The following is a 12,206-nucleotide window of genomic DNA, read 5'->3' on the forward strand; positions in this document are numbered from 1 at the left end:
GTTGAATCGACACCATGACCGAATCCGACGAGGCGCCGGTATCGCCGACCGGCATGCCGCACATCCCGCACCATCGACACTCGGACGTGTCGGGCGGCTGGCTGCGCGCCGCGACGTTCGGTGCGATGGACGGTCTCGTCAGCAACACGGCGCTGATCGCGGGCGTGGGCGCGGTTGGTGATGCCCACACCGTGGTGATCAGCGGCTTCGCGGGCCTGGTCGCCGGTGCGTTTTCGATGGCATTGGGTGAGTACACGTCCGTCACCACCGCCAACGAGCAGCTCGATGCCGAGGTGCTGATGGAGCGGCACGCGTTGAGCAAGCATCCCGAGGCGGAGGAAACCGAACTGGTCTGGATGCTCGTCGAGATGGGCATGAGCCCGGAAACCGCGGAGAAGGCCTCCGAGGAGATACATCGCGACGTGGATCGGGCGCTGAATGTGCATGTCGCACAAGAGCTGGGGGTTCACCCGGAGGAGAAACCATCCCCATGGGTGGCTGCCGGCTCGAGCTTCGTCACGTTCGCGATCGGCGCCATCGTTCCGCTGATTCCGTATTTCCTCGGTTTCCAGTCGTTGTGGCTGGGTCTGTTGTTCGGCGGCGTGGGCCTACTGATCGCCGGGGGAGTCGCAGCGCGGTTCACGAAGAAGCCGCTGTGGTTTGCGTCCTTGCGTCAGTTGCTATTCGGGACGATAGCGATCGCGGCGACGTACCTTGTCGGCCACCTGGTCGGAACTGTGGTCTGACCTAGGTGTCGTTGCCGACGGTGACGGCCGTCGCCTGCTCGGTGATCTCGTCTAGCTCCGAGTCCTCGACGTCGATACCGACCAAATGCTGACGCGTCGAGAACAACACCCCTGCCCCGAGCAGCACCGCGGCGGCGCCGACCCAGAACGGCAGATGCACGCTGACCTGCTCGCCGAGCACGCCTGCCAGCCACGGCGCCAGCGCGGCGCCCGCGAAGCGTACGAAACTGTATGCGGCCGAAGCGACTCCGCGTTCAACAGGTGCGGCCTTCATGACGGTCTCGGTGATCAGTGTGTTGTTGATGCCGATGAACAGCCCGGCGACCACCACACACGTGGCCAACACGGTCTTGTTGTCGGTACCGACGGCCATCACCACCAGCGTCGCCGTCATCGCCAGCAGGTTGACGATCAGCGTAGGCACCGTGCCGAAGCGGTGCTGTAGCCGAGGCGCAACGACCACCGAGGTGAACGCCAGCGCAAGCCCCCAGCCGAAGAAGATCAGCCCGATCTGATGGGCGGTCATGTCGAGCGGGAACGGCGTGAACGCCAACAACGTGAAGAAACCAAAGTTGTACAGCAGCGCGGTGATTGCGACACCGAGCAGACCGCGGTGGCGCAACGCGCGGAACGGGTCGGCCAGCGTGGTGGCGCGTTCGGCACGCGGCGTGGACGGCAGCAGGAACGCGGTGACGACGAGCGCAAGGGCCATCAGGACCGAAACCCCGAAGAACGGCCCACGCCAGGAAATCGAGCCGAGCAGGCCACCGACCAACGGCCCGACCGCGATGCCGAGGCCAAGCGCCGCCTCGTAGAGGATGATCGCCTGCGCGACCGATCCGCGTGCGGAGCCGACGATGGTGGCCAATGCGGTGGCAATGAACAGCGCGTTGCCCAGCCCCCAAAGTGCCCGCCAGCCAACGATTTCGGCCACGGTGTCGGACATGCCCGCCAGCCCTGCACCCGCGATGATGATCAACAGGCCGATCAGCAGCGTGCGTTTGGGGCCGATGCGGCTGGCCACCACGCCGGTGATGAGCATGGCGACGCCCATCACTGCCATGTAGCTGGTGAACAACAGCGACACCTGCGACGGGGACGCGTTCAGGTTGTCGGCGATCGGCTTGAGGATGGGGTCGACGAGACCGATGCCCATGAACGCGACGACGGACGCGAAGGCAACGGCCCAAACAGCCTTGGGTTGGCGCCACATACGGTGGCTTCTCCTTTTCGGTTGTTACTTGACAGGGGTCGGGACGGCCGCGTCCGCGAGTAGGCGACGCATCACCCGCACGGCGTCGCTGAGTGTCTGGCGATCCGCGGCGTCGAGGCGCTCCAGGTACGGGTCGATGGCCGCGCCGCGGTCCACCCGCACCTGCCTCAGGGTGTCGACCCCCTTCGGCGTGATGCGGATCAGTACCGCCCTGGCATCGTCGGGGTCGACGGTGCGCGATACCAGTCCCGCGTCTTCGAGCCGGCGCACCTGGTTGGTCATCGTCGGCTGCGAGCAATGGTCGAGCGCGGCCAGGTCGGATATCCGGGTCGCGCCCTGATCCTCGATCGTGGACAGCAGCCGCGCTTGGGCGAATCCAAGTGGCATGCGGACCCGCTGCGTGGCCAGCCGGTTGATACGGGCGACCACTGCCAGCAGATCGGCTCCGAGCGTCGGGGACATGACTCCATGATTACATAGGTTTACTATGCGTTTCAAACGCTCGGCGCCGTGTCGGCGCTCACAGCGTGGTGAAAAGGGGTGCCTGCAGGAGGCTGGCAGAATCGAGAAATGACCGCGACCGAGCCGAGCACCCCTCGACGGGCCGGCTCCCTTCAACCGGTCGAACTCGCACAAGCCTCTGTCATGGCGGCGTTGTGCGCCGCCACCGCGATCATCGCCGTCGTCGTCCCGTTCGCCGCCGGCGTGTCGCTGCTGGGTACGGTCCCGATGGGTCTGCTCGCGTATCGATACCGGCTTCGCGTGTTGATCGCTGCGACGGTCGCGGGCGCCCTCATCGCGTTCCTGATCGCCGGCATGGGCGGGTTCATGACGGTGGTCAACTGCGCTTACATCGGCGGCTTGACGGGCATCGTCAAGCGGCGCGGCCGCGGTCTCTTCACGGTGTTCTGTGCTTCGCTCGTCGCGGGCTCGCTGTTCGGTGTTTTCACGGTGGCGGGGCTGGCGATTCTGGCGAGGTTGCGCCACCTTCTCTTCGACTCGGTGACCGCGAACATCAACGGGCTCGCAGCGGTGATCGCCCGCATCCCCGACATGGAGCCCGCCGCCGAGCGGCTGAAGCACGACTTCGCAACCGCGCTGCACTACTGGCCGTTTCTGTTCTTCGGCTCCTCGGTGATGTCTATCGTCTTCGTCACGTTCATCGGGTGGTGGGCGCTGTCGCGGGTGATGACCCGGCTGCTCGGCATACCCGATGTGCACAAGCTGGAGTCGTCGACCGACGCGGGGCCTGTCGCGCCGGTGCCTGCGCGGCTGCACGACGTCCGATTCCGCTATCCCAACGTCGACCACGACGCTCTCGGCCCGGTGTCGATGAGTGTCGAGCCCGGTGAGCACGTCGCGGTGACCGGCGCCAACGGCTCAGGCAAGACCACGCTGATGTTGATGCTCGCTGGCCGCGAACCCACCTCGGGGACGATCGAGCGTGCGGGTGCCGTCGGCCTCGGGAAGCTCGGCGGCACCGCGGTGATCATGCAGCACCCGGAAAGCCAGGTGCTCGGTACCCGCGTCGCCGACGACCTGGTGTGGGGATTGCCGCCTGGCAAGACGATCGACGTCCATCAGCTGCTCGGCGAGGTCGGACTGGACGGGCTCGCCGAGCGAGATACCGGCGGGCTGTCGGGCGGGGAACTGCAGCGGCTCGCCGTGGCCGCGGCACTGGCGCGTGAACCCTCGCTGCTGATCGCCGACGAGGTCACCAGCATGGTCGACCAGGACGGACGCGACGGGTTGATGACGGTGCTGTCCGGCCTGACTCAGCATCACCAGATGTCGCTGGTGCATATCACGCACTACAACAGCGAGGCAGATGCCGCCGACCGGGTGATCAACCTGACCGGCAACGGTGCTTCCGACAACACCGAAATGGTCGAGACGGCCGCCCCTCCGACGGCAACCAGCGCTGTCGCACACGACTCCGATACGGCGGTGCTCGAGCTCAACGGTGTCGGACACGAATACGCGAGCGGAACTCCTTGGGCGACAACGGCTTTACGGGACATCAACTTCGCTGTCCACCAGGGCGACGGGTTGTTGATCCACGGTCTGAACGGATCGGGCAAGTCGACGCTGGCGTGGATCATGGCCGGGCTGACGGTACCGACGACGGGCGAGTGTCTGCTTGACGGAAAGCCGGTCTCCGATCAGGTGGGCGCGGTCGCGATCTCGTTCCAGGCGGCCAGGTTGCAACTGATGCGCAGCCGCGTCGACCTGGAAGTGGCTTCGGCGGCTGGTTTTTCGCACCGCGATCACGACCGCGTGGTCGCGGCATTGGCCACCGTGGGGCTGGATCCCGGCATGGCCAAGCGACGCATCGACCAGCTGAGCGGGGGCCAAATGCGCCGCGTGGTTCTTGCCGGCCTGCTGGCCCGCTCGCCGCGTGCGTTGATCCTCGATGAGCCGTTGGCCGGCCTCGATGCCGCGAGTGCGCGTGGGTTGCTGCGACTGCTGGAGGAGCTGCGCCGCACGGCAGGTCTGACGGTTGTCGTTATCTCCCATGACTTTTCGGGCCTCGAGGACCTGTGCCCACGCACGCTGCACCTGCACAACGGCCAGCTGGCCGCGCCGACGACGGCGGGAGGCGTCTCGTGACCGCCCCGACGCGGCAGCGCACAACGGTCGTCTTGTTGCGTCCGGTGCCGGGAGACACCGTTATTCACCGGCTGTGGGCCGGAACGAAGCTGATCGCGGTGGCGGGCATCGGGGTGCTGTTGACGTTTTACCCGGGCTGGGTGCCGATCGGTCTGGTGGCCGCACTGATCCTGACGGCTGCGCGGTTGGCGCGCATTCAGCGGGGGACGTTGCCTGCGATTCCGCGGTGGCTGTGGATCCTGCTGTTCTTCGGAGGTGCCACTGCAGCGCTGGCGGGCGGCAGCCCGGTGCTCGACGTCGGTTCGGTGCACCTCGCGCTCGGTGGACTGCTCACCTTCCTGCGCATCACCGCGGTTTCGATCGTGCTGCTCGGGCTGGGCGCAATGGTGTCGTGGACCACCAATGTCGCCGAAATCGCGCCCGCTGTCGCGACATTGGGCAGACCCTTGCGGCCGCTGCGGGTACCGGTTGACGACTGGGCGGTGGCTTTGGCGTTGGCGTTGCGGGCATTTCCGATGTTGATCGACGAATTCCGCGTGCTCTACGCGGCGCGCAGGCTGCGGCCGAAGGTGGTGCCCGTCACGCGTCGGCAGCGCAGGAAGCGGTGGGCGCTGGAGCTCGTCGACATTCTCGCGGCCGGGATCACCGTGGCGCTGCGCCGCGCCGACGAAATGGGCGACGCGATCACGGCCCGCGGCGGCGCCGGTCAAATCTCGGCCGTACCGTCGGGCCCGAAACGCGCTGACTGGATCGCGCTCTCGATCGTCATCGTGGTGTGCGCGGTTGCGCTGGCGCTCGAACTGACCGTACTGGGCACGTTGTAGCTCTATCCTTGGCCAAGCGGTCTGTCCGGACCGTGCAACAGCGGGGGACGGATGGCGACGGCAGCGACCGTATGCGACTCGTGTGGCACCGAACCGCGGGCTGGTGCTCGGTTCTGTGATTCCTGTGGTGCGCCGATCGGCGCGGCGCCCGACCCCGCTGAGTTCAAGCAAGTCACGGTGCTGTTCGCCGACGTCGTAGGTTCGATGGACATCGCGGCCCTCGTCGGACCCGAGCGCTTGCGAGAGATCATGGCGGAGTTGGTGGATGGCGCTGCCGCGGCCGTGAAGCACTACGGCGGTACGGTGCAGGGCTTCACCGGCGATGGGATCATGGCGCTGTTCGGCGCACCGGTCGCGTTGGAGGATCACGCGTTACGCGCTTGCCGTGCGGCACTCGAGTTGCAGCAGACTGTGCAACGCCAAGCGGTCGATGTGCATGCCCGCGACGGCCTGACACTGCAATTGCGTGTCGGCCTGAATTCCGGCCAGGTGGTCGCTGGTGAAATGACTTCGAGCGCTGCGGGATACACCGCGATCGGCGAACAAGTCGGCATGGCCCAGCGGATGGAGTCCGTCGCACGGCCCGGCGGGGTGATGCTCAGTCAGTCCACCGCAAAGCTCGTCGAAGCGGCGGCTGACTTGGGTGAGCCGGAGCTCGTGCGGGTCAAGGGCCGCGACGCAGGCGTACCGGCCCGTCAACTCCTGGCGGTCCATTCCGGACGTCCCGAGCCTCGCCGGTGGCAGTCGACGTTCGTCGGGCGCCAGCGTGAGATCGACAGCATCACCGAGGCCATCGAACAGGCGAGAGGTGGACGTGGGCAGGTGGTCCGCGTCGTCGGGCCTCCGGGCATCGGCAAGAGCAGGTTCGTCGGCGAATCGACCGCGTTGGCGCGCAGCGGGGCTGAGGTGCACGTGGCGTACTGCGAAGCGCATGCCGAAGACATCGCGTTTCATGCCGTTGCGAATCTGCTGCGCACAGCCTGCGGATTGATTGACCTGCCCGATGTTGTTGCCCGACAAGAGATTCGGTCCCAGTTCCGTGGCGCCGAGGAAGACGACCTTCTGCTTCTTGACGATCTGCTGGGGATCGCGGACCGGGAATCCACGATGCCGGACATCGACCCTGATGCCCGTCGGCGACGGCTGACCGCGCTGCTGACCAACGCCTTGCAGTCGCGCCCGCGTCCGACGATCTACGTGATCGAAGACGCCCACTGGATCGATGAGGTCAGCGAATCGATGCTGGCGGACGTGCTCACGGCGATACCGCGTTCGCAGTCGATGGCGATCGTCTCCTATCGACCCGAATACCGCGGCGCGCTCACGCAGACAGCCGGAGCAACGCAAATAACACTTGCCCCGCTGGAACTTTCGCAGGCAAGCGCGTTGACGGCTGAGTTGCTGGGCTTCGACGCGTCCATCGTTCAGGTGGGAGCGCTGATCACGGAGCGGGCCGCCGGAAACCCGTTCTTCGCCGAAGAGATCGCGCGGGACTTGGCGGACCGTGGCGTGCTGATCGGCAGTCGCGGCCACTACGTCTGCCACGGCGATGTGGCCGCCATCGATGTTCCGGCGACGCTGCAAGCGACAATCGCCGCCCGCATCGATCGCCTGGGACCGATGGCCAAACGGACGCTGCGGGCGGCAGCGGTGGTGGGCTCGCGATTCACCGCAGACCTGCTGGTGAGCTTGGGCGTCGACCCGGCAGTTGCCGAATTGGTCGATGCGGAGCTGATCGACGAAGTGCTCGCCGGGCCGCAACCGGAGTACGCGTTCCGGCATCCCTTGATCCGGACCGTAGCCTACGAGTCACAGCTGAGGGCGGATCGGTCAGACTTACACCGCCGACTCGCCGCGGTGATCGAACAGCGCGATGCGGGCGCCATCGAGGCGAATGCGGCCGTGATCGCCGAGCACTCGGAAGCGGCCGGTGATCTACTGCCTGCATATGGGTGGCACATGCGTGCGGCAGGATGGCTGGCGACCCGCGACATCGCGGCCGCCCGTATCAGCTGGCGGCGAGCCAGCAGTGTCGCCGACCGGTTGCCCGATGACACCGCCGATATCACCGCGATGCGCATCGCTCCGCGAACCCTGCTGAGCGCCTCGGCTTTTCGAGTCGGCGGAAGGGTCGCGGACTCGGGATTCGATGAACTACGCGACCTGACCGGGATGTCAGACGACAAGCGGTCATTGTCCATGGGCATGTCCGGCTTTGTGATGGCGTTGACGGTTCATTCCCGCCATCGGGAGTCATCAGAGCTCGCATCCGAATGCATGGCGTTGTTCGAGTCGATCGGCGATCCCGCACTGACCGTCGGCTTGTCGTTCCCTCTCATCCTTGCGAAGTACGAGGCAGGTGAATTGACAGAGGCGCTCGAAATGGCGCAGCGCGCTATCGATCTCACTGATGGTGATCCAACGATGGGCAACCTCATCTTCGGCTCGCCGCTTTCGTTGTTGCTCGCGATTCGCGGCACCTTGCGCTATCGCATCGGGAAGGCCGGCTGGCGCGACGATGCTGACCGTGCGGTCGAGATGGCCCGCGCCAACGATCCGTCCTGCTTGGTGTTCGCGGTCATGTACAAGTATCTGGGCATCGCCTCGGGTGCGTTGCTGCCCGACGACACGGCCCTGCCGGAGACGGCCGAAGCGTTACGGTTGGCAGAGGATTCGAGCGACGACTTCGCGTTGACCGCTGCACGATTCGTCCGCGGTGTCACGTTGATATTTCTCGAAGGTGCGGATCGCGACGCCGGTCTGGATCTGCTGCGACAGACCCGTGAGGCATGCCTTCGCGAGCGGTTCAGCACCACCACACTGCCGTACATCGATGGTGTGTTCGTGAAGGAGATGGCCGCAGGCGGTGACCTCGATGGCGCAATCGAGTCAGCGCGAGCAATCCTTGCACGCCTATCCGACTCAGGAGAGATGATGAGCCGTGCCGGAGCGGCGGCGACGCTCGTCGAACTCCTGCTGACTCGCGGTGGCCCGGCAGACTTTCGAGAAGTGCACCGCGTCCTGGATTCGGTCGCCGAACTGCGCAGTCCGCGTTACGCACTCGATCAGATGGTGTCGTCTCTCGTCCACGCGTTCGTGGCGCAAGCCGAGGGCGACGAGACGGCGTATCGGAACTACGCCGAACGCTTCCGAACCATGGCGACTTCACTACGGGCGGAGGGCTTCATGGCGTTGGCGCAAGCGTTGGCGTGACCCCGCGCCGATCAGGACTGCACTTTTGCTGTCGAGTTCCCGCGGCGCAGTTGCCACAGGCCTATAGTCGGCCGAATCGGGGGCAAGCACAGTCTGTGCCAAGTCAAGGAGGGGACATGAGGCACATACAAATTGCGATGGCGGCCCTGTCCTTGAGCGCGATCGCAGCGGCGTTGGTAATCGTTGTGATCACGTCGGCTCCACGCGTCGAAGATGTATGGGACCTCAAGGCGTGTGCGAAGGGCGCGGCGAGCGATCAAACCAGATGCTGCGATGTCATTGACGGCGTTCTCCAGGACAACGGCGGTCTCGGTAAGTGCGTGGCGCCACCGCCTGATCCCGGCCCGCCGGGGTCGCAGCACGATTTGTCAGACATAGGATCGGAAACACTCACTCCGTCTCCCTTACGAACTCATGATCCGTCCGGCATCGGAACCGAGACCTTCACGCAGTCCCCGACATCGACACCGGTACCAACGCCGATGCCGTCGCCTGCCACCACACAGGCACCGCCGACGAATCCTTGTATGAATCCACTGGTGCCCGTTTGCGCGAACTGAGCGACGGGCGCGGTATGCCCTGCTCAGGGCTTGTCACTCAGCGATCAGCTGCCGCGTTGGCCGCTCGCTGTGCCGCGGACAGGCTGGCCGAGACCTGCGCGCGGCCGAGGAACATCTCGTCGAAGTACGGTTTAAGCGCATCGAATCCCGCCGCGAATCCGGCGCCCCCTGGCGCAGGGACGCGAGGACCGTTGAGCACCTTGAAGAACGGGGTCACGTCGACACCGCGTGACGCCCAATACTTGTCGTACACGGGCTGCGCAGAAAGCACTGCAGGAATCGCTGAGCCTTCCGCACCGAGATCTTCGTTGCCGCGCCGACTGCCCATCCATGCGAGGACCTCGCGCACCGCATCGGGGTGCTTGGTGGCCGAATTGCCCGCGGCGGCAATGCCGTTGGTGACGCTGACGCGACCCGTCGGCCCCGACGGCATCATAGCCACCCCCCACCGAAACGGCGCCTGGTTCGCGATCGCGGCGAGGTTGTAGGTGCCCGACTGGAACAACGCCATCCGCCCCTGCAGGAACTGATTGCGGGAGAAGTCGCCGTTGTCGTTGGTGTCCGATGCGGGCGGGGCGACGTGATCGGTGTTGATCAGCCGCACCAGGTATTCGAACGCCTTGGCAGCTTGCGGGTTGTCGAACGCGAACCGGTCGCCGATCGAGAACACTCCACCGGCCGAGCCGATGTAGTTGAGGTAGATGCCCTGGAGGTCGTTGGCGGCGTTGTAGCCCCACTGGCGTATCCGCGTGGCATCGAAACCCGGTGTGCCCGCAGCGTGCCCGTCGGCGTCGAACGTCAGCCGGGCCAGCAGCGGCCGCAGCGTGTCGTCGCCGTCGGGCGACCAGCGCAGCGTCAACAGCTCGTGTAGGTCCACACCTGCGGCGTCCAGCAGGTCGGCGTTGAAGTACAGCGCGATACCCGCGTCGGTCAACTGCGGCACCGCCCACAGCACACCGTTGCGGGTGAACTGGTCGACCACCGATGGTTCCCATGCGGGTGAACGGTCGATCCGCATCAGCCTGCCGCTGTCTGCGTATGCCGCGAGATAGGCGTTGGACAACCAGAAGATGTCGTCGGCGCCGCCGCCGGCGACATCGGTGCGCAGGGTGTCGAAGTAGCTCGAGTAGGCGACGACGTTGACCCGCACCTCGATGTCGGGATGCTCGCGCGTGAACTCGGCGAACGAATCCCGATACGCGGCGGCGACCTGCTCATCCCACAACCGCACCGTCACAACGGTCCGTGCGCCCCGGTCGTCGGACCGCCCCAGCAGCATCGCCGCGACGAGCAGGAGGGCCATCGTTGCGGCCACGCCGGCAAGGACAAGTGTGGAAGTGCGTGGCCGGGCGGTCATTTCAGTCCCGTCACCACGATCGAACGGACGATGTGACGGCCCAGCGCGACGAACAACACGATCAGCGGCACGATCGCCACCGTCGTCGCCGCCATCACCAACGTCCACTGCGCGTTATAGCGGGACTGCAGGCCGGCCGTCGCCACCGTCAACACCTGCCACTTGCTTCCGCTGGTGATGACCAGCGGCCACATGAAGTTGTTCCATTGACTGACGCACGTGATCAGTGCGAGCGTCACCAGGATCGGCCGACTGGCCGGCACCACCACATGCACGATGACGTCCAGCGTGTTGGCCCCGTCGATGCGGGCAGCGTTGATCAGCTCGGCGGGGATCGTGCGGAAGTACTCGCGCAACAGGAAGATGGCGTACGGCGAGCCGAAGATGAACGGCAACACCAACGCCCAGAACGTGTTCCGCAGGCCGGCTTCGGCCATCATCAGATACAACGGGACAACGGTCACGGTGGCCGGCACCATCAGCGTCGCGATATATACCCAAAACAGCGCGTCGCGGCCCGGAAACTCAAGTCGCGCAAAGGCGTACGCCGCCAGCACCGAGAACGTCATCTGCCCCAACAGAATGACGGCGGTCATCAATGCGGTAACCAGGAGCGCTCGCCCGAATCCCGCGTCGGCGAGTCCGGTGTAGTTCTCCAGGGTCGGCGGGTTCGGCCACGACAGCGCGGAACCGGTGTTGAATTGTCGCGCCGAGGTGACCGACGTCAGCAGCCCCAATGCGAACGGCGCCAACGTGATCACCACCCCCACCGCCAACCCGGCGTAGATGACGGCGGCCGAGATCGTCCGGCTAGGTGAGGTCATAGGTGATCCGTCGCCGGAAGTAGAGATGCTGAACGATAGTCACCCCAACCAGCAGCACGAACAGCACCACTGCCATCACCGCTGCGCGTCCGACCGCCGCCGCGCCGAACGCCTCGGCGTAGATGCGGTGGGCCACCAGATCGGTGCGGCCTTGCGGACCGCCGCGCGTCAACGCGTACACCGTGTCGAAGACCTGGGCCGCGCTGATGATCCCGGTGACCGTGACGAAGAACAACGTCGGCCGCAGCATCGGCAGCGTGATGCGGCGGAACCGCTGCCACGCGGTCGCGCCGTCGGTGCGGGCCGCGTTGTGGATGTCGTCGGGGATGTTGAGAATGCCGGCCAGGAAGAACAGCGTCACGTAGCCGACATTGGTCCAGATCACCACGGCGGAAACGACGGGCAGTGCGAGACCCGGGTCGGTCAGCCATTCGATCTGGTGGCCGAGCAGTGTGCTGACCGCACCGTCGGTCGGCGCCAGGATCCACCGCCACAGCACAGCGATGGCCAGCGGTGCGCAGATCCACGGCAGCACGTACAACGTGCGGAAGAACCCCGAGCCGGGCAGCCCGCGCGCCAGCATGGCCGCGGCGATGAGGCCGAGCACCGTCTGTCCCGGCACCACAATCGCGATGAAAGCCAGCGTCACGAGCAGCGAGGTCGAAAACGACGAGTCGGTCAGCACCGACTCCCAATTGTCCAGTCCGACATAGCGAATCGGGCCGAGGAGATCCCAGCGGTGCAGGCTCAGCCACAGCACCACCAGCATCGGCAACAGCAAGAACGTCACCACGCCGAACAGGCTGGGGGCAAGTAGCGCGTAGCCCAACGCCGTCGACCGGACACGGTTGGCTGCCAT

9 protein-coding genes are annotated in these 12,206 nt (G+C 65.8%); 4 read left to right on the forward strand and 5 right to left on the reverse strand.

Annotated features, from left to right (window positions below; genetic code table 11):
• Positions 1-14 precede the first annotated feature (14 nt).
• Positions 15-746, forward strand: a complete 732-nt coding sequence (locus tag J3E61_RS28250; RefSeq protein WP_192723263.1) for a VIT1/CCC1 transporter family protein — start codon at positions 15-17, stop codon at positions 744-746.
• A gap of 1 nt (position 747) precedes the next feature.
• Here the strand turns inward: J3E61_RS28250 and J3E61_RS28255 are convergent, their stop codons facing one another.
• On the reverse strand, positions 748-1,959 hold the full coding sequence (locus tag J3E61_RS28255; RefSeq protein WP_192723262.1) for an MFS transporter: 1,212 nt from the start codon (positions 1,957-1,959) through the stop codon (positions 748-750).
• A gap of 24 nt (positions 1,960-1,983) precedes the next feature.
• Positions 1,984-2,421: a MarR family transcriptional regulator gene (locus J3E61_RS28260; RefSeq protein ID WP_210086116.1), complete on the reverse strand. Its 438-nt coding sequence runs from the start codon at positions 2,419-2,421 to the stop codon at positions 1,984-1,986.
• A gap of 108 nt (positions 2,422-2,529) precedes the next feature.
• Here J3E61_RS28260 and J3E61_RS28265 point away from each other — a divergent pair, with 108 nt between their 5' ends.
• The 3 genes from J3E61_RS28265 to J3E61_RS28275 are packed head-to-tail and all read left to right on the forward strand — an operon-like array spanning position 2,530 to position 8,606.
• Positions 2,530-4,569, forward strand: a complete 2,040-nt coding sequence (locus tag J3E61_RS28265; protein ID WP_210086117.1) for an ATP-binding cassette domain-containing protein — start codon at positions 2,530-2,532, stop codon at positions 4,567-4,569.
• Positions 4,566-5,393, forward strand: coding sequence for an energy-coupling factor transporter transmembrane protein EcfT (locus J3E61_RS28270; RefSeq protein WP_210086118.1), 828 nt, complete (start codon positions 4,566-4,568; stop codon positions 5,391-5,393). The genes J3E61_RS28265 and J3E61_RS28270 overlap by 4 nt, the downstream gene beginning before the upstream one ends.
• Positions 5,394-5,444: 51 nt before the next feature.
• Positions 5,445-8,606, forward strand: coding sequence for an AAA family ATPase (locus J3E61_RS28275; RefSeq protein ID WP_210086119.1), 3,162 nt, complete (start codon positions 5,445-5,447; stop codon positions 8,604-8,606).
• 597 nt (positions 8,607-9,203) lie between these two features.
• Here the strand turns inward: J3E61_RS28275 and J3E61_RS28280 are convergent.
• Genes J3E61_RS28280 through J3E61_RS28290 form a run of 3 tightly spaced genes read right to left on the reverse strand, consistent with a single transcriptional unit; the run spans position 9,204 to position 12,206 of the window.
• Complete coding sequence (locus J3E61_RS28280; RefSeq protein ID WP_210086731.1) at positions 9,204-10,469, reverse strand: sugar ABC transporter substrate-binding protein; 1,266 nt, start codon at positions 10,467-10,469, stop codon at positions 9,204-9,206.
• Between the two features lie 50 nt (positions 10,470-10,519).
• A complete protein-coding gene (locus J3E61_RS28285) occupies positions 10,520-11,347 on the reverse strand; it encodes a carbohydrate ABC transporter permease (RefSeq protein WP_210086120.1) in 828 nt (275 codons plus the stop codon).
• On the reverse strand, positions 11,334-12,206 hold the full coding sequence (locus J3E61_RS28290; protein WP_210086121.1) for a sugar ABC transporter permease: 873 nt from the start codon (positions 12,204-12,206) through the stop codon (positions 11,334-11,336). Before J3E61_RS28290 ends, J3E61_RS28285 begins: the two co-directional genes overlap by 14 nt.

It is taken from the genome of Mycobacterium sp. OAE908 (genome assembly GCF_017872775.1).
In the GTDB taxonomy this organism is placed as follows: domain Bacteria; phylum Actinomycetota; class Actinomycetes; order Mycobacteriales; family Mycobacteriaceae; genus Mycobacterium.

What these genes read in the sequence shown, in the direction of transcription:
- J3E61_RS28260 (WP_210086116.1), bottom strand. Translation starts at nt 2,421, where the DNA reads ATGTCCCCGACGCTCGGAGCCGATCTGCTGGCAGTGGTCGCCCGTATC.
- J3E61_RS28275 (WP_210086119.1), top strand. Translation starts at nt 5,445, where the DNA reads ATGGCGACGGCAGCGACCGTATGCGACTCGTGTGGCACCGAACCGCGG.
- J3E61_RS28290 (WP_210086121.1), bottom strand. Translation starts at nt 12,206, where the DNA reads ATGGCAGCCAACCGTGTCCGGTCGACGGCGTTGGGCTACGCGCTACTT.
- J3E61_RS28250 (WP_192723263.1), top strand. Translation starts at nt 15, where the DNA reads ATGACCGAATCCGACGAGGCGCCGGTATCGCCGACCGGCATGCCGCAC.
- J3E61_RS28265 (WP_210086117.1), top strand. Translation starts at nt 2,530, where the DNA reads ATGACCGCGACCGAGCCGAGCACCCCTCGACGGGCCGGCTCCCTTCAA.
- J3E61_RS28285 (WP_210086120.1), bottom strand. Translation starts at nt 11,347, where the DNA reads ATGACCTCACCTAGCCGGACGATCTCGGCCGCCGTCATCTACGCCGGG.
- J3E61_RS28280 (WP_210086731.1), bottom strand. Translation starts at nt 10,469, where the DNA reads ATGGCCCTCCTGCTCGTCGCGGCGATGCTGCTGGGGCGGTCCGACGAC.
- J3E61_RS28255 (WP_192723262.1), bottom strand. Translation starts at nt 1,959, where the DNA reads ATGTGGCGCCAACCCAAGGCTGTTTGGGCCGTTGCCTTCGCGTCCGTC.